The following is a 23072-nucleotide window of genomic DNA, read 5'->3' as shown; positions in this document are numbered from 1 at the left end:
AGCGGGTAGAAAAAGCGCGAGGAGCCGATGAAGGCCTACAGCACCGATTTGCGACAGAAGATTATTGAGACCTATGAGAACGAGCGCATTTCGCAGCGCCAGTTAGCCCAGCGATTTCGAGTGACTCTAAGTTTTATCGTGAAACTGCTGAAGCAGTATCGGGAAACGGGTGAGCTTGCCCCCAAGACCAGTCCTGGGCGACCGAGGGAACTGGATGAGGCGCAGATGCAGAGGGTTCAAGCCTTCGTTGAAGCGAACCCTGATCTGACCTTAGATGAGCTTCGCGCCGAAGTGGCTCAACAGTATGGGGTGACGGTGAGTCGATCCACGATGTGTCGGGTGATGAAGCGGCTTCAGTTCACCCGTAAAAAAAAAGCCCTTCACCCCAGTGACAAGGTGAGTGATCGGGTACAGCGGTTGCGAGGGGAGTACTGGGATGAGATTCGAGACATCCGAGTTGAAGACTTGGTGTTTATCGATGAGTCGGGGATTAATCTGGGGTTGATTCGGTTGTTTGCCTGGGCGCTGCAAGGCCGACGAGCCTATGGAGAACAGCCCAAGCGGGGGAAGAATGTGTCCCTGGTGGCAGGGTTAAGCTTGGCTGGGGTAGTGGCTTCGGCGGTGATTTTAGGAGCCTTTGACGGCTTGAGTTTTGAGGCATTTGTGGCCACTCGCCTGGTGCCCAACCTTTGGCCAGGGGCCTGTGTCGTGATGGACAACTGTTCCATTCATAAGGACGACATGATTCGGGAGTTGATTGAGGCCGCAGGGGCACGTCTGGTATATCTGCCGCCCTATTCGCCGGACTTCTCGCCGATTGAGAACTTTTGGTCAAAGCTAAAGTCAATTCTCAGGGCACTGGGGGCACGGACTTATCAAGCGCTATCAGAAGCCCTTGAAATAGCCTTTGAGGACATCTCTGAAGCGGACATTAAAAGCTGGTTCACCCATTGCTGCTATTGTGCCGCATAATTATGAAATCCGCTATATCAAAGAGGGAACCGCTCAAAATCAGATTGTTGTCTACGATATGTATACCCGATTCTTTCGCTGGGCATCGGATAGGCTGGGTCAAAACGGCATCATTGCCTTCATTGCCAATCGATCGTTTATCGACTCCAAAACCTTTGATGGCTTCCGTAAGTGCGTCGATCGCGAGTTTGATTATGTCTATATTGTCGATACCCAATCGGATGTAAGAAATAATCCTAAAATATCTGGTACTAAAAATAATGTGTTTGGCATTCAAACTGGAATTGCAGTGATGTTTCTGGTGAGAACACGAAAAGAGAGCGGGAAAGCGGCATGAAATCCCTTTCAGAGATTCAACAGCAATTTAAAGCAGGTAGCTTTGAATTTACACGTCATGCTTTTAAGAGAGCGATCGAACGAAATATTAGCGATCAAGAAATTCGAGAGATTGCTGAGAATGTAGAGGTGATTGAAGATTATCCAGATGATAAATATTCTCCCAGTTGTCTTTTGTTAGGCTTTGCAAAAAGCGATCGCGCTCTACATATTCAAGTTTCAAGAATGGAGTCAGACCTTACGAAAATCATTACGGTTTATGAACCGGATGAGCAAGAGTGGATTGATTATAGAAATAGGAGAAAATGATGTTTAAGTGCCATGTTTGCAATTCAGAAGACTGCCATCAAGAGTTGATCAATGAGATTTTTCAGATTGATGGAAAGTTCTATTTAGTTGAGAAAATTCCAGTAACGGCATGTTCTCATTGTGGCGAAGAGATCTTTAGTCGAGAAACGACTGAACGGATTCGCGTGATGCTGCATGGCGAGACACAACCGCTTAAATCTATTTCTGTGGATGTGTTTGCCTATCAACCTGAATCGAAGGCTTCTTGAGTATGAGAGCAAAAATCTTCTACTTTACCTTGCAGGATGAGCAGACGAAGGACGGAAAGCTCGACTGGTTCGATCGTGCCCGATTTGAAGCGATTCCATTTGACCACATTACGCCTGACCAAAAAGCAAATTGGATTAATTTAACCGATAACGATTTTGATAGCTTTTTGCCGTTGATTGATAAAAAGGTGAAGGCTGAAAAATTGCAAAAGGCAGTTTTTCAGCTTTTTTCGGCAGGGGTCAAAACTCAGCGAGATGAGTGGGTTTATGACTTCTCAAAAGAAGCTCTGATTGAGCGAATGAAGTATTTTGTGGAGGTGTATGACGATCTACTGGAGAATGGAGTAAGGCGAGAGTTAGATATCAAGTGGGATGCGGATCTTGAAAAGTATTTAGAACGAAAAACAAAAAAGACTTTTGAAGAAGGAAAAATCATCAAGAGTTGCTGCCGTCCTTATGCCAAGCAATATCTTTATTTTGATAAGAACTTTAATGGCAGGACGTATCAATTACCAAATATTTTTCCGTCGGCAAAAAAGGCTAATCAAGCTATCTGGATAAAGTCAGGAATAGACGCGCCATACTTTCGTTTGGCTGTAGAACACATTCCAGATGTGCTCCCAAATGGCGGGTCTCAATGTCTTCCCCTCTACCGCTACGACGAAAACGGGAACCGCATCGACAACATCACCGACTGGGGCTTAACCCAATTCCAGATCCACTACAGCGATCCCACCATCACCAAAGAAGCTATCTTCCACTACACCTACGCCGTTCTCCACCATCCCGCCTACCGCACCAAATACGAACTCAACCTCAAACGCGAATTTCCCCGCCTGCCCTTCTATGCCGACTTTCACCAATGGGCAACCTGGGGCAAAGCCCTGATGGACTTGCACCTGAACTACGAAACCATCGAACCCTATGGGCTAAACCGTCAAGATATCGCCAGCAAAGAAAAGCCCAAAGCCAAACTCAAAGCCGACAAACCCCAAGGCATCATCACCCTAGACGAAAACACCCAACTCACCGGAGTACCTGCCCTTGCCTGGGACTACAAACTGGGCAATCGCTCCGCCCTAGAATGGATCCTTGACCAATACAAAGAAAAGAAACCCAAAGACCCGACAATCGCCAAACTGTTCAATACCTACAAATTTGCCGACTACAAAGAACACGTCATCGATTTGCTACAACGGGTTTGCACCGTCAGCGTCAAAACAATGAAAATCATTCAACAAATGCCCGCTACGGTTGAACATCAGGGGTGATATGAAAGGGAGCATCCCACTTTTGAAAATTTACGCCCCACCCTGCGGGAAGAGCAAGCTCTACATCCCCCTTTCTTGAATGCCGTCAGGCTATACCCCTGCTCTCAGAAAGGGGGAAGGGGAGCCGGATTCAAAGTCCCTCTCCCATCTTGGGCTGCTGTGTACACATATTTCTGGAAGGGTGCTGATGCCCCTTGCAAACCCCCCTTAATCCCCCCTTGTAAAGGGGGGAAACTCTAGTCCTCCCCCTTTACAAGGGGGAGTTAGAGGGGGTCAGGCCGGGATGCCCATCAAACAGTGACTTATGTGTACACCGTAGCCCATCTTGGGAGAGGGATTTAGGGTGAGGGCTCACGAAAGTGGGATGCTCCCGACAAGCTCTTTGTAGGGTGGGCATGGCCCACCATCCCTGGGCCGGAGAATGTAGGACGTTTACGCTATGCCGGGGCTACCATCAAAGCCAATATGCCTTTTGGGGATGTGAGAATGTTGAGTGTTCGGGGAGGTGGTTGGAGGTGGGGAAGCGAGTTTGAGCGGTGGGCAATGCTGAAAACCGGCCCTGCCTAGTTTCCGGGTGACTTGCCCGTGAGTTTGTTACAGGATGTGCATTTCGCCAACAGCGCCCAGTTCGTTCCACCCAACCCATAACTTAAATTTAGGCTTGACAGAGTGCTGGACTTGGACAAGGTTTAGATCAAAACACATAGGGCATTGGGGTTTCCCGGACAGATCTGGCGCTCCACCGGGTTGTTGTAGAGATAGACCCGCTCCAAGTTCGGGAGTTGTCGCAGCGGGGTAGCGTCAAAAACTTGGTTGCGATTCAGGTTCAGTTCCTGGAGATTCATCAGAGAGGCCAGGGGCGTCACATCGACGACCTCATTGGTACTCATATCCAGCACCTCTAGGGCGGTAAGGGTACTCAAGGGGGCAATATTGGTGATTTGGTTGTGGCTGAGATCCAGTGTCTGGAGGGTATCTAGGGCCGCAAGGGGAGCAATATCAGTGATTTGATTGCGGTTCAGACCCAGACGCAGCAAGTTCTCTAGATTCTGGAGAGGAGAGAGGTCAGAGACTTGATTATTTTCCAGCGTCAACACCTCTAGAGAATCTAGCCCCTGCAAGGGCGACAGATCCGTAACCTGATTGTGACTGAGGGTGAGGCGGCGCAGATTAGGAACGGCAGATAGGGGCGACAAATCGCTGATTTGGTTACTGCTCAGGTCTAGTTCTCGTAGCAGGGGAAAGGTGGACAGGGGGGCAATAGATTTAAGATTACGACCTCGCAGGTTCAAGAGAGTGAGAGTAGAGGCCCGCCGACTGGCTTCGGCACAGTTCTCAGTGCCCAACACCTCTAGGAGCACAGCAACGGTGTACTGGTGTTCTGGGGCTATGTCGGTCTGGAATAGACACCAGTCTTCAAAGAAATACAGGGGCTGCCCTAGGGAAGATCGGGCTGGACTAGGCGGGGGGGATTCTAGGGGAGTCTCCGAGAGGGCCAGGGCTGAGGGGGAACCTATGGTTCCTAGGACAATCGCCCCCAAGAAGGTCGATAGAACGGCAGGTTGTAAACATGCGATGGTCAGGAATCGGCCCAAAGGGGCCATGGTCAGGGACCGGCCCAAAGGGGCCATGGTCAGGGACCGGCCCAAAGGGGCCATCGCGAAATTCCAGCGCATTGGCGTCCGTCGCATCAGGGTCGGTCGCATTAAGGTCCAGTGCATCATAGGACTATCCAGAACGATTCAAAACGGGGCAAATCAAAACGGGGCAAATCAGGGTCAACGTGTAGGGGAACTTTAGGGGATTCAGGCCCAGGCATCTGTCTCTGTTCTACCCTGAGAGAAGAGTTTTGGGAGCATCCGGACCTATTTGGCCCAGGGGCGAAGGTGTAGAGATATCCCCAAGCCCTCATGATCACAAGAATAGACTGAAGCTTGCAGGGTAAAGCCTACAGGGTATGCCCAGACATAAAGGGACTTTGGGGTTTGGGGGTGTGATCTCAAATCGAACCATTGTCCCATTTTCCCGCCGACGGGGGCAGTCGTCTTGGCCCTCCACGCCAAGACTCCCAAACTATTACAGGGTTTGGGTACGCTAGATGTCCAGGGACTCTGAACTTCTCACCCCGTTACTGTCTTCACTGCCGCCGCGATCGCTGCCATGCCCATGTCGTCTTCTGCCGCTACACCCTTTGGCAATGGCCTGATCCAGGTAGTCGGTCTGCCGACCCTACTCGTGCAAATGCTGGATGGGGTCACTACCCCGGTCTACGTCAAAAATACCCAGCACCAGTGGGTGTTTGCCAATGCTGCCTGCTGTGCCCTGCTGGGGCGATCGCGACAGCACCTCCTGAGTCAACCCGAGACAGATTTTTGGCCCCCATCCCACATAGCAGAGTTGCGGGCTCAGGAAGAAGCCGCCTTGGCGGGGGCAGCAGCCACCCTCCTGCCCCTAGAGATTGTGGATGCAGCGGGGCAGCAACGCTGTTTTCAGCGGCGACTAGAAACCGTCGAAAACAACTCCCTGCTCATCAGCTTTCTGGATCCCCTACCAGAGGGGGTCGCTGTGGCCGATGCTGAGCCCGCCACCGCCCCCCAACCCCTGTGGAATACCCCCCAGTTTTCGGCGCTGTTGGCCAATGTGCCCGCCATGATCTACCAGTTTCGCCTCCACCCCGATGGCTCCCCTAGCTTTGCCTTTGTCAGCCCTGGAGCCTATGAGGTCTATGGCCTCCCCGCTGCCACGATTCAGGCTAATCCCCAGGTGGTACTAGACCGCATTCATCCCCTCGACCGGGCGGGATTCGATGCTTCCATGGCAGCCTCTGCCCGCGCCCTCACCCCCTGGCGTTGGGAAGGACGCTACTACAAACCCAACCAAGAACTGCGCTGGCTCCAAACCGCTGCCCGTCCCCAGGCCCAAGCCGATGGCACCATTTTGTGGGATGGGCTACTGATGGACATTACCAACCGCAAGCAGGCAGAAGCGGCCACCCTAGAGCGGGCGGTGATGGAGCAGGCTCTGGCGGATAACGAAACCCGGTTTCGCACCATTGCCGCAACGATTCCGGGGGCGCTGTTCCAACTGCGGGTCCAGGGAGACAAGTGGCAGGTGGACTATGTTAGCGATCGCATTCAGAACATCGCCGGTATTCCCGCCGCAGACATTATCCACAACATCCATATCTTTACAGAACGGGTTCACCCCAGCGATCGCACCGAACTGCGGGCCTCTGTAGAAGCTTCGGTGGCCCAGATGATGCCCTGGAACTACGAGGGACGGCTGATTACACCCGACGGTGAGACCCGCTGGTGGCGAGGGGATGCGGTCCCGGTGCCAGAAGCCCAAGGGACGGTTGTCTTCTGTGGTGTGATGTTGGACATCACCGCCCGCAAGCAGATTGAGGAAGCCTATCGAGAAAGCGAACGCCGCCTACGGATGGCCCTAGATGTGTCAGGCATGAGCGTTTGGAGTTGGGATGCCGCCAGCGATCGCATGGTCTGGAGCAATGAAATCCAGAGTATCTTTGGCTCCGGCATTGAGGGATTCTGCCAAACCTTCTCTGACTATTTGGAACGCATCCACCCCGAAGATCGCCGTCGGCTCCAGGATGTGGTCAACCTCACCCTGAATCAAGGGGGCGACTACCACGTGGAATATCGAGTCCTCTGCGCCGATGAGCGCATCTGCTGGGTAGGAGAACGGGGCGGTCTCTGGCGAGATGTGGAGGGACTGGTGTTGGGATTGGCGGGCACTATCGTAGACATTACCGAACGGAAGGCGGCTGAAGCCGCCCTTCAGGAGAGTGAAACCCGCTATCGCACCCTCTTGAGCAACATCCCCGGAGCAGTATACCGCCGCTGTGTGGATGAGAGCTGGACGCCCCTTTTCCACAGTGAGGCCATCGCTGATTTGACTGGCTATGGCCCCGACCACCCCATCCACCAAAACGGGTTCACTCTCATTTACGGGGATGATCGCGACCCAGTAGAAGCGGCCATCCAACGGGCCATAGCCCAACAGCAGCCCTATGACTTGGAATACCGTCTCTGCCACGCCAGCGGTAATGTCCGTTGGGTCCAGGACAAGGGACAGCCCATCTTTGACGCCGATGGCACCGCCATTCTCATGGATGGTGTCCTGACGGACATCACCCGTCGCAAGGAGTCGGAGAGCCGCTACCGCAACATTGCCCGCCGGGAAGCCCTGATCAACCGCATTTCCGCCCAGATTCGCGAATCTCTGAAGCTAGAGGCGATTTTGCAAACCACGGTGCAGGCTATCCGCAGTCAGCTCAAAACTGACCGGGTCGTGGTTTATCGCTTCAAAGCAGACTGGCACGGGCAGGTGGTGGTGGAGGACGTGATCGCCCCTTGGCGCTCTACCTTGGGCGAAATGGGGGCAGACACCTGCTTTCCCAATGGCTATGCGGAATACTACCAATCGGGGCGGGTGCGGGCGATTGACAATGTTCAGACGGCGGATCTGGACGAATGCCACCGCGACTACCTGCAATCGCTCCAAGTGCAGGCCAATCTGATTGTGCCGATCCTGATTCAAAATCGCCTGTGGGGACTGTTGATTGCCCATGAATGCGGTGGCCCCCGCCATTGGAATGGCGGTGAAATTGAGCTGCTTCTGTCCCTAGCGGGGCAGGTCGGGGTGGCTATTAGTCAGTCCGACCTCTACTACCAGGCGACGGAAAATGCCACCCGTGCCCAGCGTCAGACCCAGGAGCTAGAGACTACCCTGGCGGAGCTGCGGCGCACTCAGGCCCAGTTGGTGCAAACGGAGAAAATGTCTAGCCTGGGGCAATTGGTGGCGGGGGTCGCCCATGAGATCAACAACCCTGTCAGTTTTATTGATGGCAACCTCAGCCATGCCTGGGAATACGCCCAGGATTTGTTGGAACTGGTGACGCTGTATCAGACGACTTACCCCGAACCAACCGCCGCGATCGCAGCTTCTGAGAAAGCCATTGATCTCACTTTTCTGATGGCGGACTTTCCCAAACTGCTGGAGTCTATGCGGGTTGGGGCCGACCGCATCAAGAACATCGTCGCCTCCCTCCGCAACTTTTCCCGTATGGATGAGGCGGAAATTAAGCCTGTGGATATCCATGATGGTCTCAATAGTACGCTGATGATCTTGCAGCATCGCCTCAAGGCCAATGGCGATCGCGCCGAAATTGCGATTCAGAAGGAGTACGGCGAGTTACCCCTAGTGGAATGCTACGCAGGCCAACTCAACCAGGTCTTTATGAACCTGATTAGCAATGCCATCGATGCCCTAGAGGGGGCGATAGAAACAGGCTCCCCCTGTGATCCAATGATCACCATCCGCACCGCCGTTGTAGATGCCGACTGCATTCGCATCACCATCGCCGACAATGGTCCCGGCATTCCCGCCGATCGGCAGAAACGCATTTTTGAACCCTTCTACACCACCAAACCCGTGGGCAAGGGTACGGGCATCGGCCTCTCCATCAGCTACCAAATCATCCGCGATCGCCATCATGGAACTCTGGAATGCCAATCCAGCCCCGGCCACGGTACCCAGTTCATCATGACGATTCCCCAACAGCAGGGGACGACTTAGTGAGGGTGAAGGGTGAAGGCACCCTCACACCCTCCTACCCCAACACCAGCTCCGCTAACCCCAAGTACCGAATACCCGTGGGCTGCACGTCAAAACGACAGGGCAACACTCGTACCCCTGCCGCGATCGCACTTCGTAGCAGTTGACCATATTCCGGATCCGCTTCGTCGCCGGGGGCAAAGCGATCGCAATCGCCGCGATTGATGAAATACAACATCACCGCCGCCGCTGTGCCCTGCAACTCCGTCAGTTCCCGCAGGTGCTTTTGTCCCCGCGTGGTCACCGTATCGGGAAATAGGACCAGGGTGCCCTGAGCCCAGGTGGTGTTTTTCACCTCGACGTAAGTGTCGGGAATATCGGGCTGCTCCGCCGTCGATAGCAAAAAGTCAATGCGGCTTTTGCGATCGCGGCCATAGGGCACCTCCGTCCTGAGGTCGGTATAGGGGCCAACCTCAGGGATCACCCGATCCTTGAGCGCCGCCTTGATCACCCGATTGGGCAGAGCCGTATTGGCCCCCACCCAAGTCGGTACCGTGTCCTGGACCGCCGCCAGCTCCCAAGTATAGGCCAGCTTACGTTTCGGACTGGGGTTGTGGGACACCATCACTCGCCCCCCCAAGTGACACACCCCCGTCATCGGCCCCGTGTTGGGACAATGGGCCGTGATTATCTCCCCCGAGTCCAGCTCAATATCGGCAAAAAAGCGCTTGTACCGCTTCAACAACGTTCCCCCCTGCAAGGGAGGAAAAGGATAGATCCAGTCCGTCAATAGAGTGCCCAAAATCGTGAAAATCCGTAGGGTAGGCGTCCCACCTGCACGGGCAAGATGCCCGTCCTACCTTGACAAAACAATTCGGATTGCTAGGGATGGGCGCACATCTGTGCGCCCATCCCGCTAAAACAGACTGTTGGTTTGATCCAGCCAGCGGGCCACATCCTTGGCATGGTAGGTGAGAATCAAATCCGCCCCCGCCCGCTTGAAGCCCAACATCGTTTCCAGCACAATGCGCTGCTCATCTACCCAGCCATTCATCGCCGCCGCCTTCACCATCGAATATTCCCCAGAGACGTTATAGGCCGCCACCGGCAGATTCGTCGCCTCCTTCACCCGCCAAATCACATCCATATAGGCCAGAGCAGGCTTCACCATCAGCATGTCCGCCCCCTCCGCCATGTCCAAGGCAATTTCCTTCAGGGCCTCAGTGCCATTAGACGGGTCCATCTGGTAGGTCCGGCGATCGCCAAACTGGGGAGCCGAATCCGCCGCATCCCGAAAGGGACCGTAATAGGACGAGGCATACTTAGCCGCATAGGAGAGGATGGGAATATCCTGAAAATCCGCTGCATCCAGCCCTGCCCGAATCGCCTGGACAAAGCCATCCATCATCCCCGAAGGTGCAATGATATCCGCCCCTGCCTGAGCCTGGGACACCGCCGTTTTCTTCAGCAGCTCCAACGTCGGATCATTCAGCACCCGCCCCGTCAAATCCCCGGTTTCCAGATAGCCGCAGTGGCCATGGGAGGTGTACTCACACAGACAGGTATCCACAATCACCACCAGATCCGGCACCGCCGCCTTCACCGCCGCCGTAGCCTTTTGCACAATGCCGCAGTCGTGCCATGCCCCCGTGGCCTCGGTGTCCTTATCCGTCGGGATGCCAAACAAAATGATCGCCGGGATGCCTAGGTCGTAGACCTCCTTGGCCTCCTCCACAATCTTGTCCACCGAGAGCTGATACACCCCCGGCATGGAGGTGACCTCCTTGGCAATGCCGTCACCGGGCACGGCAAACAAGGGGTAGATCAGATCATTGGTGGTCACCACATTTTCCCGCACCATGCGGCGGAGCTGGGAGTGGTTGCGTAGACGACGGGGCCGATGGGTAGGAAACATAGCGCTGAGGAACGGCGTAGGTTCTGGGTCGAGAAGGGACGCAGAGGCAAGAATAAAAACTGAGAATGTAAAGAGTTTAAGGCTTTGGCGAGGCCGATACGGTGGAGTGGGATTACGTTCTGTAAAGGGGTGGGATGGGGAGCCTTTGATAGGGGAGACGTGGCGTTTGATTTCAGCACTTTCCAGAAGGATTGGGCCGGGGGTGGGGCTCGCTGGGATGCAGAAATCTTGACTTAGACATAGGGGACACAAGTCCATATCTGGGGCCAGATTGGCGATAGGATCGCAAAATTCCCTAGATGTAGGGCAATAAGATCGGCTAACCTATGGGCATCCCATCGCAAATCCGATCCCCCACAGATCCCATGCTCAGCCCCGGAGATCGGGCCGATGCTGGCGGCTGGGGGATACCTTTGCATCTTTAGTACCAACGGACCCGATAGAACCTATGACCTTTGTGGGCCTGCACATTCACAGTGACTACAGCTTGCTCGATGGGGCTAGTCAACTCCCGCAGTTGGTCGCTCGGGCTAAGGAACTGGAGATGCCCGCGATCGCACTTACCGACCACGGCGTCATGTACGGTGCCATCGAACTGATCAAAGTGTGCAAAGGGGCTGGGATCAAGCCCATTATCGGCAACGAGATGTACGTCGTTAATGGCGACATTGAACAACAGCTCAACAGCTATGGCAAGAAGGTCAAGCTGCCCCGCTACCACCAAGTCGTCCTCGCCAAAAACACCCAGGGCTACAAAAACCTGGTCAAGCTCACCACCATCTCCCATCTGCAAGGGATGCAGGGTTCCGGTATTTTCACCCGTCCCTGCATCAATAAAGACCTACTGGAGCAGTACCACGAGGGGCTAATCGTCACCAGCGCTTGCCTGGGGGGAGAAGTGCCCCAGGCCATTTTGCAAAAGCGCCCCGAAATCGCTCGCCGCGTTGCCCAGTGGTACAAAGACTTGTTCGGTGACGATTACTACCTAGAAATTCAAGACCACGGCTCCCCCGAAGACCGCATCGTCAATGTGGAGATCGTTAAGATTGCGCGGGAGCTGGATATCCAAATTCTCTGCACCAACGATTCTCACTTTATCTCCTGCAACGATGTCGAAGCCCACGACGCGCTGCTCTGCATCCAAACCGGCAAACTCCTAACCGAGGACAAGCGCCTGCGCTACAGCGGCACGGAATATCTGAAATCCGCCGATGAAATGCGCCAACTGTTCCGCGATCACCTGCCGGATGAGGTGATTGAGGAATCCATCGCCACCACAATGGCGGTGGCGGACAAGGTGGAGGAATACACCGGCATCCTAGGCCAGCCCCGCATTCCCGACTTCCCTATCCCCGAGGGCTTTGAGGGGGCCGAAGCCTACATGGCCCACGTTGCCCGCGAAGGTCTGGTGCAGCGGGTCAAAGCTGCCAACTATGAAGCGATTGAAGAAAAATACCGGGATCGCCTCGAATACGAAATCGAGATGATGATCCAAATGGGATTCCCCACCTACTTCCTCGTGGTGTGGGACTACATCCGCTTCGCCAGGGAAAACAACATTCCCGTTGGCCCCGGTCGCGGTTCCGCCGCTGGCTCCCTCGTCGCCTATGCTATGGGCATTACCAACATCGACCCCGTCCACCATGGGCTGCTGTTCGAGCGCTTCCTCAATCCCGAACGCAAGTCCATGCCCGATATTGACACGGACTTCTGCATCCAGCGCCGGGACGAAGTCATTGACTACGTTACAGAGAAATATGGGAAAGAACGGGTCGCCCAGATCATCACCTTCAACCGCATGACCTCCAAGGCGGTCCTCAAGGATGTGGCGCGGGTGCTGAATATCCCCTATGCCGAATCCGATCGCATGGCTAAGCTGATCCCCGTCTCCCGAGGCAAGCCCACCAAGCTCAAGGTGATGGTGGGATCAGACAGCCCCGCCCCAGAATTTCGCGAGAAATACGAGAGCGATCCCCAGACCCGCCGCTGGCTAGACATGGCCATGCGGATCGAAGGGATGAACAAAACCTTTGGTGTCCACGCTGCTGGGGTGGTCATCTCCAAGGATCCCCTAGACGAAATTGTGCCTCTCCAGCGGAATAATGACGGCCAAGTCATTACCCAGTACTACATGGAGGACGTGGAAGCCCTGGGGCTGCTAAAAATGGACTTTTTGGGCCTCAAAAACCTAACCATGATCCAAAAGGCAGTGGAGCTAGTACAGGTGGGTCAGGGAAAAACCATTGACCTGGATAACCTGCCCATGGACGACCCCGCCACCTTTAAGCTGCTAGAGAAGGGGGATCTCGGTGGCATCTTCCAGTTAGAATCCTCCGGGATGCGCCAGATTGTCCGGGAGCTGAAGCCCTCTGGCTTGGAAGACATTTCCTCCGTCCTTGCCCTCTATCGCCCTGGACCCCTAGATGCCAAGCTGATTCCCAAGTTTATCGATCGCAAACATGGGCGCGAAAAGATCGACTTTGCCCATGCCATCCTAGAGCCGATCCTGAAGGAAACCTACGGCATCATGGTCTACCAAGAGCAGATCATGAAAATTGCCCAAGATATGGCAGGGTACTCCCTAGGCCAAGCAGACCTGCTGCGGCGGGCCATGGGGAAAAAGAAAGTTTCGGAAATGGAGAAGCACAAGGGCCAGTTCGTCGAAGGCTCCATGGCTAAGACTGTTCCCAAAAAGGTGGCGGAAGACCTGTGGGAACAGATGGTGAAATTTGCTGAATATTGCCTCAGCGCCGACACCCAACTTCTCACGGTGGAATATGGACCCCTGGAAATTGGCCGTATCGTTGAGGAGCAAATTGCTTGTCATGTCTATAGTGTCGATGCCAATGGCTTTGTCTACACCCAGCCCATTGCCCAGTGGCACTCTCGGGGAGAGCAAGAAATCTTTGAGTATCAGCTTGAGGATGGCCGCACCCTCCGCGCCACCGCTGATCACAAGTTCATGACCACTACGGGAGAGATGGGGCGCATCAACGACATTTTTGAGCAGGGGCTAGATCTCAAGCAGATAGACCTACCCCAGGCCCATCGGTTCCGCCCTACATCACCCCCCTTAGTTCCTCCTTTCCCAGGGGAGAGACCAGAATTGCTCTTGTCCTCCCCCTTGCCAAGGGGGAGCTAGAGGAGGGCAGACCCGTTGGCACCACAAGCTAGGAATTGTGGTGCTACATCAACCATGAAGGATGTTGATAGTTGTCATTCATGGCATTTCTGTATCCCCTGCCAGGGACAGGCTAAGGTCAGGGCTGGCGCTATTGCAGGAAGCCATGACGTTATCCGCTGCTCTCAAATCCCGATTTCAGTCCCCCCTTGGGTTCCTGCTTCTGGCGATCCTATCTGTTCAGTTGGGGTCGGCTCTGGCAAAGGGCTTGTTTGTATATGTGAGTCCGGTGGGGGTGGCGTTTTTGCGGCTGGCGTTGGCATCGGCTGTGTTGCTGATGGTGACCCGACCCCGCTGGCGAGAGTATTCCTGGTCTGACTATCGCCTGCTAGGGCTGTTTGGGCTGTCTATGGGGGCGATGAATTCGCTGCTCTATAGTGCGATCGCATATATTCCCTTGGGGGTAGCGGTCACCCTGGAATTCCTGGGGCCGCTGGCGGTAGCGCTAGCCCATTCTCGCCGCGCCCTAGATGGGCTGTGGGTGGCCTTGGCGGCAGGGGGCATTCTGTTGCTGACCCCGTTGCCAGGGTCGGATCTCGATCCCCTGGGGGTAGTGCTGGCCCTGGGGGCAGGGGGGTGTTGGGCCGCCTATATTTTGCTGTCTGCTCGGGTGGGCAAGACCTTTCAAGGGAGCGAAGGGCTGGCAATGGCCTTGGGGGCGGGGGCGCTAGTGGTGTTGCCCCTGGCTCTAGCCCAATCAGGGCTGCAACTCTTTTCCCCACCATTGCTGGGGTTGGGGCTGGGGGTCGCCATGCTGGCCTCGGCATTGCCCTATTCCCTAGAGATGGCGGCATTGCGACGGCTGCCGATCAAGGTGTTTGGGGTTCTGATGAGTTTGGAACCGGCGATGGCCTCATTCTTGGGCCTGATACTGCTGGGGGAACAACTCAGCCCACAAATGATAGCCGCGATCGCACTGGTATCGATAGCGGCGGCGGGGTCTGCGGCGAAGCCCTAGTACTCTGCGGCGTAAATACTCTGACCGTTTCATCGTGGCACACCTCGGCCCCTCACCCTAGCCCTCTCCCAAGGGGAGAGGGGACCGGAGAATGTTGAGCTGGTGCGGCAATAGTGGACTGATTTACGCCCTGCGGTACTAGTACTGCTTGGCGGAAGTGGCCAAGGCATTTATGCGACCAAGGGCTTACCCGTGTAGTTCCACTTGAAGGGCTTAGCCATGGTGCGATTGAAGTAATCGACAAACGCTAAAATCTTCGCCTTGAGTTGGGCTTGACTGGTAAAACTCGAACGTCGGAGTAGCTTACGTACCAGGATGGAGAACCAAAGCTCAATTTGATTGAGCCAGGAGCAATGCTTGGGGGTGAAGTGAACGACCAGTCGATGGCTGGGGTCGCTCAAGAACGCCGCTCGGGTCGCCATAGACAGGAGAATGCCCGTCTTCCCTTTCTGGCCCAGATGAATCGGTTTTTCCTCGCGTTCCGCCACCAGTCGGACGAGAGATTCCGATTGATGAGTGTTGAGGCAATCCATGACCAGATGAATCTTGGAGGCATCTGGAACTTGGGCCAGTAAGGCTCTGAGGTGACTCTCGAGGTCTTGCTCGGTGCGGGTGTCTCCCACGGTGGCCTGATCCACCTGTCCGGTAGCGACATTGAATGAGGCAATCAGGGTTTGAGTGCCATGGCGAATATACTCAAACTCAATGCGGGTACAGCGTCCCGGCTTCATGGCGATGTCAGGCATCGTCCGTTCCAGAGCCTGGATTCCCGTCATCTCATCCAGGCTGAAGGTCAGCTCGCCGTGTTCGGCACGAGTGGCAGCCTGTTCGTAGACCTGGCAAATGTCTTTGACTTTGTCCTCGAAGTTAGGGTCGGGGGGGGGGAGAGCCAGTAACGGCTCTGGTGGGGTTTGAGGTCAGCCTCGGCCAACAGTCGGCCCACATGACGGGGACTGATACTCTCGACAATTCCCTGCTTGCTCAGTTCATCGGCCAGTTCTCCAGGGGTCCAATGACTGATGGGGCGGCCATACTGCTCGGGCGGTGCACAAGCTAGGGCATAGAGTTGCGTGATTTGTTCGAGGCTAAAGGTAGCCGGAGCCCCGGGACGAGGGACATCCTGTAGGCGCTCTTCCACAGCGACCTGTTGTTGACTCAACTCCAGCCAACGCCCCCGCCAGCGGCGACTCATCTCTTTGCTGACCCCCAAGTCTCGGGCGATTTCGCCATGGCCTTTGCCCTCATCAGCTGTGAGGATAATCTTGGCGCGCAAAGCGAGCTGCTGTGACGTCCGCTGACGTCGAATCAATTGCTCTAAGTCGCTCCGCTCCGTTTCGCTCAAAGTGAGCCTGGCGGCAGTCAGTCTAGCCATTGTAGAAAAGTCCTCTTTACCCTACCTCTCAATGGTAAGGTCATTTCAGCCACCCAGTACTAGTACTGTGCGGCGTAAATACTCTAACCGTTCTATCGTGGTACACCTCGACCCCTCACCGTTCGGCTGAGCGTTCGACTGAGCTCACGCCGAAGTCTTACGCCGAAGCCCTAGCCCTCTCCCAGAGAGGGGACCGGAAAATGTTGGGCTGGTGCGACAGAGTAGCAAGCCTATTTCAGCCTAGTTGTACTAGGGGGTCTTCTCCTCACCCTACCCTACGTAGTAGACGAAGATCTTTCTTTTTTGAGCAGCAAGCAAGCTACGACAATGCCAATCATCGCCAGAAATGCCATAGGGTAAAACACATAGGTATAGGTTCCAAATAAATCGCGAACGCCACCCATCACCAACGTTCCAATCAAAGCGCCAACCCCATAGGCTGTAAAAATAATGCCGTAGTTTTGAGCATACTGGTCAGGATTAAAGAATTTCAGCGTTATGGTTGGAGCCATGGCCAACCAGCCCCCAAGACAGAACCAAAAAAGACAGAAGGCAATGAGGTAGCTACCGATTTGTCCAGTCTCAATATTCAACATTAAGACACAGGCTATCAAAATAAGTACATAGGATAAAATGGCAATATAGTGGGGCTTAAACCGATCGGCTAACCAACCGAATAATGGACGACTCATCCCGTTAAACAGAGCAAATAAGGAAACACTACGGGCAGCCATAGTTGGATTGATATTAACAATTTCCTGCCCTACTGCACTGGAAATGCCGATCGCGCTCAACCCGACTAGAGTGCCAATCATATAGCAAATCCACAGTCCATAAAACGATCGACTCCTCAGCAATTTCTTAGGGTAAGACGAGGCCAAGATCGATGCCGAAGCTACAACATGGTGTTGAGGATGCCAACCCTTAGGCGGCAACTTCATCGTCAGGGAAATAGCTAAAATAATGCATGTAAAGGCGATGCCGAGAAGGCGCAAGGTGGGGCGAACGGTGTAGAGACTGATGAGTTGGTTCGCCAGGGGAGCAGTGATGAAGGGCGAAAGTCCAAATCCGACGATCGTCAACCCTACGGTCAACCCTTTCTTATCAGGAAACCAGCGAGATACTACAACTATGGGAACCCCATAGGCAATACCGACTCCGGTTCCAGCAATCACCCCATAGGTGAAGACTAGCATTCCAACATGGGTGGCAAAGCTCGAAAGGATATAACCTGAACCGACAATAATTCCTCCGATGGCCGTCATGACACGGGTGCCAATATGAGGAATGTAAAAACCTGCAATCGGCATTAGTGCAGCATAGAAAACCAATACAAATGTGAATGGCAACAGGCTTGAAGTCGCACTAATTCCCAGTTCATTTTCTAGGGGAGTTCTAAAAATGCTCCAGGAATACACACTTCCCAAGCAAAGCAGAATAATCATTCCCAAAGGGATCAAAAGCCATCTGCCCTGATCGGCAGGTCTTCCCAGAATCGTGATTGTTGTCTCATGATTAGTCGTGATGCCCATAAGTTTTCACTTCTCCAAAAACAAACATTTAGTCGAGTATGCAAGGGAAGTAAGCTAACCCAATAACACTTTCTGGAACGGCCTCAATAAGCTGAACACCACGCGCATCCCAGTTTAAGCACTTGATTTTATCAGCAAGAATGACCTCTTGAATTTGTGGTGTAGAAGGCAGGAGAACTTCAAAGGGATATCCTTTTTGAAGTTCTTCAGAAATCAAATGGGATTGCTATATCAGCCTCGCCAAAGGTAGTTGGTGAGCTGTTTGCCGACTCGCCGTTCTTCATCGGGATCGTCGGGGCGTTGCCAGTTCAGCCCTTGGTAAAGCAACTGACGATGGAGATCAAAGGTAGCTTCGATCAGGCTGGCATAAACGGTGGCGGCTTCGATGGCCCAACTGTAGACAACGCAGGCTGTGATCAAGCCTACGGGGATGGCCCACCAAGCCCAAATGCTCCAGATTAGAAAGAGCAGGCTCCAGAACACCAGCCGCACGGCATTATTCAACTCGGTTTGGGCGGCTTGGAGGTCTTTTTTGACGGCTTCGGGGAGCAGTAGCCAGAGGCGGGGCCAGCAGACGATCGCATCCAAGCCATAGCGAGAGTAGGGGCGGCGTTCGGCGGCGCGGAGGATGTTGCCTAGGCGGGTGGGGAGCAGGTCGTCGTCTTGCTCTGGCCACTGGTGCAGGGCGCGATCGCACCGGACAAATTCTGCTCGCTCGGCGGCGGTGGCGGTGTTGTTAGACAGCTTGGGATTGAGCTGTTTGAGGGTTTTGAGAATGCGGCGGCGACGTAGTTTTTGCCAATGCAACAGGGGGAGGGAAAGGCGGCGTAGACCGGGATACCAGTAGCCTTCTAGCCCCCGCAGAACGGCGGTGTCAAACCGTTGGGCGACGAAGGCGGAGGCGGCGACGGTGCAGAGTGCGATCGCGATTAGGCCCAGTTGCATGGGGTCAGAGAACTGCTGGAACCAGGTTTCAATCGGGTCGAAGCCATGGCGATCGCCGTAGGCGAGTAAGCCCCCGGCCCAGAAGACGAAGGCGGGGGTGAGGAGGGTGGCGACCCATTGGTCGGCGAGTTTGCTACTGACGCCTTCGAGCAGTTTGGTCGGCATGGGTGGTGGGCATAGCGGCAGGGGCCAGGGTTAAAGGCGCTGGAGCACGGCGGCGGGATGGTCGGGGCAGGGGTCGGGATCCATGCCGAGGAGGAAGATAACATCGCGATAGTCGCAGTGGGGGCAGGCGTAGATCAGGCTGCTGGGTTGGGCGACCATGTCCCCGGCAAGTTGGGAGCCGGAGCCTTTTACTTTCACCTGATTGAGGTATTTTGATCGCCAGCGTTGGGTTTGGGGCGATCGCTCCAGGGTTGCCCAGAGTTGATCGATGTCTTGGGCTGCCAGATGGATATTCAATTGTGCTTGCAACTGGGTGGCCGTGGGTTCATCCAGCAGTTTTGGCAGGGCCGGAAGGATGGCCTTGGCGGCATCGAGGATTTCTTCGGAAGTGTACATGTTAAAGGGGGGGAAGAGGCGAATGCTGGGATCGCGTTCTAGGTTTAATTCACTGTGGCATAGCGGTGAGGTGAAGAAGAAATCTCCTAAGCGTTGCTGGGAGGTGGTGAGTTTTTTGTATTATATGGTATAGGAAACCTGCCAATTGGTTTTAAGAAATTGTCGATTTTCTGATTTGGCATTATCAATCTCAGTCTATTTTGCCTTTATTTGGAAATTGGAGATTCAGAAAGAGTAAAGCGTATCGAGGAAAACAGTTCCTCCACATCCAATCAAAATATTACTGTGTAATCAACCTCGTAAAACCATGACCTCAACTCAATATCAACTTTCCCTCAGCTTTGAACAAATTTTGAGTCTAGTTAAACAACTGCCGGAGGTTGAGAAGTTAAAACTTAGTCAAGCGTTATCCAAAGAATTAGTAGACAGAAAACTGACTCATCTGCTCGAAGCTTTTCAGACGGATGAAGTCTCCTTAGAAGAAATCACCCAAGAAGTTGAAGCCGTGAGAGCAGAAATTTATGACCAGCAACTCACCAATTAGGGTTGTCATTGATACCAACCTTTGGATCAGTTTCTTGATTGGCCAGGAGTTGGCTAATCTAAAAACCTTGATGGTGAGTGAAGCCGTCCAGATTATATTGTGCGACCAGCTTCAAGAAGAAATTAGGCGAGTGACCCAAAGACCCAAGCTGAGAAAATACTTCTCAACCCAGAAGGTCTCCGAACTATTGGAGCTTCTATCCGTTATTGGCTTGTTCGTGGAAATCAAATCTGAGGTTTTGGTTTGTCGCGATGCAAAAGATAATTTTCTATTAGCCCTAGCCCGAGATAGTCAAGCAGCCTTTCTGGTTACAGGAGATGCCGATTTATTAATTCTGAACGAATTTGAAAGCACCAAAATTGTCACCTATCAGGATTTCTTGAGGCAGATAAATTTCTGACTATGGGCTAGACCCCGGTGTAGCTAAAGGCGGCCCAGTGGAAGGGATGGGCGTAGGGGCGATCGCTGGGGGTGGGGGTAAAGAAGCCACCGTAGGCGGCAATTTCTTGGCCGGTGCTGTCCCGCAGCCAGCGTTGGGCTTGGCGCAGGGCTTGGTCAGGGGGCAGGCCATCTTTGCGCCAGAGGTCGTAGAACTTGCTGAGCAGCAGCATGGTGCTGCGATCGCTGACAGACCAGAGGGAGGCGATGACGGCGGCGACTCCGGCTTGGAGCAATCCGGTGGGGAGGCTGATGGCTTCGTCGGCGTTTTCGAGGCCGATCATGCCGGTTTCACAGGCGGAGAGGATGGCGAGGCGGAGGCCAGGGTTGCCTTTCTCCAAGTCAGCCAGGTTGAGGTCAAAGATGTCTTTGAGGGTGAGGAGGCCGTCCCCCATGAGCAGGCCACTGTTGAGGGGATCGGTGAGGTTGGCGGTGCCGTGGCAGGAGAAGTGGGCAAGGGTGGCGTTGGGCAGTTGAGCCCGCACTTGGTCTACGGTGGCTTGGTGATGGCGCAGCACCGTGGGGTGGGGGAAGGTGGAGACTGCCGCCTGGACTTCTCGCTCGGAATTGGGCAGGTCTTGGCTGGGGTTGTCGATCGCCAAGATGGAGTCTGCCTGGACGCGATCGCAGATTGACCGAGCAGCGGTGAGGGACTGGGCGTTAGGGGCGTAGGTGAAGTGAATCTCATCAAGGGCGTAGCGGCGGCCTGTGGGTTGGGTGTCGTCTGGGGTCCAGGCGGCGTGGAGAGGGAGGAGGCTGAGGTAGCCGGTGGGGATGAGGGTGACGGGAGGCGTGGGGGAGTGGGGGGGTGAGGGGGTGGAGGGGTGAAGGTGGTCAATGAGGGGCTGCATCAGGGGTGCCCAGAGTTGGCGGGTGGTGGTATCGATTGCCTCTAGCCAGCCCTGATAGTTAGTTCGTGATTGGTTATAGGCTGCAAACCAGGTTTGGTTGAGGAGATCAATCAGCTTTGTTTCTGTTAAATCATTCAGCAATAGAACGTTGATCCCATCGACGGTGACGATCAGGGCGATGCTGCCGTTGGGGGTGGGGATGAGGTAGACCAGGGGGTGATCGGGCTGCACCGCCTGGGCCACGTCCTGGAAGGCGGGCAGGGCGAGGAAGGTTTCATAGCCGGAGATTTGGCGGATTTCGCTGAGGCAGTCTTGCAGGGCTTGGCGGGTTTGGGTGGCTTGCTGACTGAGGGCGGCGGCGAAGTCATTGGGGGTGTCTTGGGTGGTTTGGCGTTCGGTGGATTCCAGTTGGCGAATGGTGGCAGCGGCGGTGTGGTAGCGATCGACCAGGTCGGGGTTGATTTGGCGCACCGCCTCCAGGTCGGCTCTGTCGCGCTGAAGGGTTTCGCTGAGGCTACGGGCGCGGCCTTGTTCTATGGTGGCAACGGCGGTTTCAAGGTCGCCGACTTTGGCGTAGGCGTAGGCGGCGCGGCGGTAGAGGTCGTCGGTTGCTTTGAGTTCGGCGGCTTGGTTACCCTTGGAGAGGGCGGCTTGGTAGAGGCGTTCGGCGGCTTGGAGGGCGGTGCGGTAGGCGGTTTGGGCCTCTGCCCAGTGGCCTTCGGCGGCGTGGAGGTTGGCGAGGAGGCGGGCAGTGCGGCGGCAGTCGTTGGGGTGATCCTCTGGGGTGAATATGGTAAGGGCATGGCGATATGCAGAGATCGCCTGCCCAACATTCTCAGTCGGGTCACCGACAATGCGACGCTTGTAAGCATTAGCCAGGTTATTTTTTGCCAACGCCCAGTCAAAAGGAAAAGTCATGCGTGTGTAGACCGTCAAGACTTGCTCGTAAGCGACAATTGCACGCTCAATATTCTCAGCTAGGTTTCCATACACCCGCTCCAAGTAAGCATTACCCAGATTTTGTTGAGTCATAGACCAATCCTGAGGTGTATGTGTTCGAGTACGAACTTGCAAAGCAGATTCCAAGGCAACTATAGCTTGCTCAATGTTTTCTGCTCTATCACCTTGGATTCTATCCGTGTAAACAACGCCAAGATTATTTTGAACCATGGCCCAGTCTTGAGGATGCATTGCTTGACTTAAAATCGTCAAAGCTTCTTTATAGAAACTAATCGATTTTTCTAAATTCTCAGCTCGATAACCACGAATTCTTCTACTATAAGCATTGCCTAGATTATTATTGGTTATGGCCCACAAGCATGGAAAATCATATCGATTTCGAATCAGCAATGCATTCTGACAAGCAAGGATTGCCTGTTCAATGTTTTCAGCTCGATCTCCATAGAGGCGATTTACATAGACATTAGCCAAGTTGCTCTGAGTTCTAGCCCACTCTTCTGGAAACCTTTCACGAGTATATACTTGAAGTGCTTGATTTAAACTGAAAAGTGCTGCTTCAATATTTTTAGAACGATTGCCTCGAGGAAGAGCCATGTATACGTTTGACAAGTTAATCTGAATCCTAGCCCAATCCTGAGGATAAAGTTTCTGGCTTTTTATTTCCAGAGCACGCTGGTAAAAGACTTTCGCCGCATCAATATTTTCTCTTGGCTTGCCGTAATTATAAGTTTTCTCCATATAAGCATCAGCTAATTTTTCATTGATAGATGCCCATTCTTGAGGGAAATCATGACGTGTAAATACTTCTAGGGCGCAGTAAGCCGCAAAAATTGCTTGTTCTATATTGTCAGGCCGATTGCCTTTTTGACGTTTATAGTAAAGACTAATTAAATTATATTGAATCATCGCCCATTCCTTAGGAGATTTAACCTTGGTTCTGATCTCCAGTGCATTTTTATATGCTTTGAGTGCCTGTTCAATATTGTCGGATTTATCACCATATACTCGATCTTGATAAGCTACGCCTAAATTGTGATTGGCTAGACCCCAGTCATCTGGAAATATTTCACGATTAAAAACTTGAAGCGCATTTTTATGGGCT

At 53.9% G+C, this 23072-nt stretch carries 20 protein-coding genes; 10 read left to right on the top strand and 10 right to left on the bottom strand.

Features of this window, described 5'->3' with window-relative positions; genetic code table 11:
* The first annotated feature begins 27 nt into the window (after nt 1-27).
* From LEP6406_RS31005 to LEP6406_RS0207650, 5 genes are read left to right on the top strand one after another with little or no spacing between them, the layout of a single operon-like run.
* Nucleotides 28-972 carry an IS630 family transposase gene (locus tag LEP6406_RS31005; protein ID WP_027268942.1) on the top strand — a complete coding sequence of 315 codons (945 nt, stop codon included), beginning with the start codon at nt 28-30 and terminating at the stop codon, nt 970-972.
* Complete coding sequence (locus LEP6406_RS0207665; RefSeq protein ID WP_008315591.1) at nt 962-1309, top strand: hypothetical protein; 348 nt, start codon at nt 962-964, stop codon at nt 1307-1309. The genes LEP6406_RS31005 and LEP6406_RS0207665 overlap by 11 nt, the downstream gene beginning before the upstream one ends.
* Nucleotides 1306-1617: a DUF4258 domain-containing protein gene (locus LEP6406_RS0207660; protein ID WP_008315588.1), complete on the top strand. Its 312-nt coding sequence runs from the start codon at nt 1306-1308 to the stop codon at nt 1615-1617. Before LEP6406_RS0207665 ends, LEP6406_RS0207660 begins: the two co-directional genes overlap by 4 nt.
* Nucleotides 1614-1865: a YgiT-type zinc finger protein gene (locus LEP6406_RS0207655; RefSeq protein WP_263971147.1), complete on the top strand. Its 252-nt coding sequence runs from the start codon at nt 1614-1616 to the stop codon at nt 1863-1865. The genes LEP6406_RS0207660 and LEP6406_RS0207655 overlap by 4 nt, the downstream gene beginning before the upstream one ends.
* Nucleotides 1866-1867: 2 nt before the next feature.
* On the top strand, nt 1868-3136 hold the full coding sequence (locus tag LEP6406_RS0207650) for a type ISP restriction/modification enzyme (RefSeq protein ID WP_008315584.1): 1269 nt from the start codon (nt 1868-1870) through the stop codon (nt 3134-3136).
* Nucleotides 3137-3825: 689 nt separating this feature from the next.
* Here the strand turns inward: LEP6406_RS0207650 and LEP6406_RS0207645 are convergent.
* Complete coding sequence (locus LEP6406_RS0207645; protein ID WP_008308810.1) at nt 3826-4860, bottom strand: leucine-rich repeat domain-containing protein; 1035 nt, start codon at nt 4858-4860, stop codon at nt 3826-3828.
* Nucleotides 4861-5296: 436 nt separating this feature from the next.
* Here LEP6406_RS0207645 and LEP6406_RS30085 point away from each other — a divergent pair, with 436 nt between their 5' ends.
* Nucleotides 5297-8734: a PAS domain-containing protein gene (locus LEP6406_RS30085; RefSeq protein ID WP_008308808.1), complete on the top strand. Its 3438-nt coding sequence runs from the start codon at nt 5297-5299 to the stop codon at nt 8732-8734.
* Nucleotides 8735-8768: 34 nt separating this feature from the next.
* On the opposite strand, the gene sfsA is transcribed toward LEP6406_RS30085, so the two are convergent.
* Together sfsA and hemB are read right to left on the bottom strand one after the other, a co-directional pair.
* The gene (sfsA, locus tag LEP6406_RS0207635) at nt 8769-9503 is read right to left on the bottom strand and encodes a DNA/RNA nuclease SfsA (RefSeq protein WP_027268940.1); all 735 of its coding nucleotides are present in this window, start codon (nt 9501-9503) and stop codon (nt 8769-8771) included.
* A gap of 126 nt (nt 9504-9629) precedes the next feature.
* The gene (hemB, locus tag LEP6406_RS0207630; RefSeq protein ID WP_008308804.1) at nt 9630-10628 is read right to left on the bottom strand and encodes a porphobilinogen synthase; all 999 of its coding nucleotides are present in this window, start codon (nt 10626-10628) and stop codon (nt 9630-9632) included.
* Nucleotides 10629-11076: 448 nt separating this feature from the next.
* Here hemB and LEP6406_RS0207625 point away from each other — a divergent pair, with 448 nt between their 5' ends.
* Both LEP6406_RS0207625 and LEP6406_RS0207620 read left to right on the top strand, forming a co-directional pair.
* The gene (locus tag LEP6406_RS0207625) at nt 11077-13770 is read left to right on the top strand and encodes a DNA polymerase III subunit alpha (protein WP_008308802.1); all 2694 of its coding nucleotides are present in this window, start codon (nt 11077-11079) and stop codon (nt 13768-13770) included.
* Nucleotides 13771-13915: 145 nt separating this feature from the next.
* On the top strand, nt 13916-14767 hold the full coding sequence (locus LEP6406_RS0207620) for an EamA family transporter (protein WP_036028240.1): 852 nt from the start codon (nt 13916-13918) through the stop codon (nt 14765-14767).
* A 170-nt stretch (nt 14768-14937) separates the two neighbouring features.
* Here the strand turns inward: LEP6406_RS0207620 and LEP6406_RS0207615 are convergent, their stop codons facing one another.
* From LEP6406_RS0207615 to LEP6406_RS0207595, 6 genes are all read right to left on the bottom strand, one after another.
* The gene (locus LEP6406_RS0207615) at nt 14938-15543 is read right to left on the bottom strand and encodes a transposase (RefSeq protein WP_027268735.1); all 606 of its coding nucleotides are present in this window, start codon (nt 15541-15543) and stop codon (nt 14938-14940) included.
* Between the two features lie 17 nt (nt 15544-15560).
* Nucleotides 15561-16139: a helix-turn-helix domain-containing protein gene (locus LEP6406_RS0207610; protein ID WP_027268720.1), complete on the bottom strand. Its 579-nt coding sequence runs from the start codon at nt 16137-16139 to the stop codon at nt 15561-15563.
* Between the two features lie 275 nt (nt 16140-16414).
* A complete protein-coding gene (locus LEP6406_RS0207605) occupies nt 16415-17671 on the bottom strand; it encodes an L-lactate MFS transporter (RefSeq protein WP_008307990.1) in 1257 nt (418 codons plus the stop codon).
* 28 nt (nt 17672-17699) lie between these two features.
* Nucleotides 17700-17888 (bottom strand): hypothetical protein, encoded by a 189-nt coding sequence (locus LEP6406_RS31000; RefSeq protein ID WP_071992210.1) that lies wholly within the window; start codon nt 17886-17888, stop codon nt 17700-17702.
* A 14-nt stretch (nt 17889-17902) separates the two neighbouring features.
* A complete protein-coding gene (locus LEP6406_RS0207600) occupies nt 17903-18781 on the bottom strand; it encodes a hypothetical protein (RefSeq protein WP_008307989.1) in 879 nt (292 codons plus the stop codon).
* A 30-nt stretch (nt 18782-18811) separates the two neighbouring features.
* Nucleotides 18812-19177, bottom strand: a complete 366-nt coding sequence (locus tag LEP6406_RS0207595) for a hypothetical protein (protein ID WP_008307986.1) — start codon at nt 19175-19177, stop codon at nt 18812-18814.
* Between the two features lie 307 nt (nt 19178-19484).
* Between LEP6406_RS0207595 and vap15 the strand changes: the two genes are divergently transcribed.
* Both vap15 and LEP6406_RS0207585 read left to right on the top strand, forming a co-directional pair.
* Complete coding sequence (gene vap15 / locus LEP6406_RS0207590) at nt 19485-19721, top strand: type II toxin-antitoxin system VapB15 family antitoxin (RefSeq protein WP_008307984.1); 237 nt, start codon at nt 19485-19487, stop codon at nt 19719-19721.
* Nucleotides 19699-20121: a putative toxin-antitoxin system toxin component, PIN family gene (locus tag LEP6406_RS0207585; protein WP_008307982.1), complete on the top strand. Its 423-nt coding sequence runs from the start codon at nt 19699-19701 to the stop codon at nt 20119-20121. Before vap15 ends, LEP6406_RS0207585 begins: the two co-directional genes overlap by 23 nt.
* A 7-nt stretch (nt 20122-20128) precedes the next feature.
* Here LEP6406_RS0207585 and LEP6406_RS0207580 read toward each other — a convergent pair whose 3' ends face one another.
* The gene (locus LEP6406_RS0207580) at nt 20129-22042 is read right to left on the bottom strand and encodes a CHAT domain-containing tetratricopeptide repeat protein (protein ID WP_225886667.1); all 1914 of its coding nucleotides are present in this window, start codon (nt 22040-22042) and stop codon (nt 20129-20131) included.
* Between the last annotated feature and the right edge of the window lie 1030 nt (nt 22043-23072).

Origin of the sequence: Leptolyngbya sp. PCC 6406, assembly GCF_000332095.2 — a bacterium.
In the GTDB taxonomy this organism is placed as follows: domain Bacteria; phylum Cyanobacteriota; class Cyanobacteriia; order Phormidesmidales; family Phormidesmidaceae; genus PCC-6406.
This window is presented reverse-complemented; position numbering and strand designations above follow the sequence as displayed.

What these genes read in the sequence shown, in the direction of transcription:
- LEP6406_RS31005 (WP_027268942.1), top strand. Translation starts at nt 28, where the DNA reads ATGAAGGCCTACAGCACCGATTTGCGACAGAAGATTATTGAGACCTAT.
- LEP6406_RS0207660 (WP_008315588.1), top strand. Translation starts at nt 1,306, where the DNA reads ATGAAATCCCTTTCAGAGATTCAACAGCAATTTAAAGCAGGTAGCTTT.
- LEP6406_RS0207655 (WP_263971147.1), top strand. Translation starts at nt 1,614, where the DNA reads ATGATGTTTAAGTGCCATGTTTGCAATTCAGAAGACTGCCATCAAGAG.
- LEP6406_RS0207650 (WP_008315584.1), top strand. Translation starts at nt 1,868, where the DNA reads ATGAGAGCAAAAATCTTCTACTTTACCTTGCAGGATGAGCAGACGAAG.
- LEP6406_RS0207645 (WP_008308810.1), bottom strand. Translation starts at nt 4,860, where the DNA reads ATGATGCACTGGACCTTAATGCGACCGACCCTGATGCGACGGACGCCA.
- LEP6406_RS30085 (WP_008308808.1), top strand. Translation starts at nt 5,297, where the DNA reads ATGCCCATGTCGTCTTCTGCCGCTACACCCTTTGGCAATGGCCTGATC.
- hemB (WP_008308804.1), bottom strand. Translation starts at nt 10,628, where the DNA reads ATGTTTCCTACCCATCGGCCCCGTCGTCTACGCAACCACTCCCAGCTC.
- LEP6406_RS0207625 (WP_008308802.1), top strand. Translation starts at nt 11,077, where the DNA reads ATGACCTTTGTGGGCCTGCACATTCACAGTGACTACAGCTTGCTCGAT.
- LEP6406_RS0207620 (WP_036028240.1), top strand. Translation starts at nt 13,916, where the DNA reads ATGACGTTATCCGCTGCTCTCAAATCCCGATTTCAGTCCCCCCTTGGG.
- LEP6406_RS0207615 (WP_027268735.1), bottom strand. Translation starts at nt 15,543, where the DNA reads ATGACGGGAATCCAGGCTCTGGAACGGACGATGCCTGACATCGCCATG.
- LEP6406_RS0207610 (WP_027268720.1), bottom strand. Translation starts at nt 16,139, where the DNA reads ATGGCTAGACTGACTGCCGCCAGGCTCACTTTGAGCGAAACGGAGCGG.
- LEP6406_RS0207605 (WP_008307990.1), bottom strand. Translation starts at nt 17,671, where the DNA reads ATGGGCATCACGACTAATCATGAGACAACAATCACGATTCTGGGAAGA.
- LEP6406_RS0207600 (WP_008307989.1), bottom strand. Translation starts at nt 18,781, where the DNA reads ATGCCGACCAAACTGCTCGAAGGCGTCAGTAGCAAACTCGCCGACCAA.
- LEP6406_RS0207595 (WP_008307986.1), bottom strand. Translation starts at nt 19,177, where the DNA reads ATGTACACTTCCGAAGAAATCCTCGATGCCGCCAAGGCCATCCTTCCG.
- vap15 (WP_008307984.1), top strand. Translation starts at nt 19,485, where the DNA reads ATGACCTCAACTCAATATCAACTTTCCCTCAGCTTTGAACAAATTTTG.
- LEP6406_RS0207585 (WP_008307982.1), top strand. Translation starts at nt 19,699, where the DNA reads ATGACCAGCAACTCACCAATTAGGGTTGTCATTGATACCAACCTTTGG.
- LEP6406_RS0207580 (WP_225886667.1), bottom strand. Translation starts at nt 22,042, where the DNA reads ATGACTCAACAAAATCTGGGTAATGCTTACTTGGAGCGGGTGTATGGA.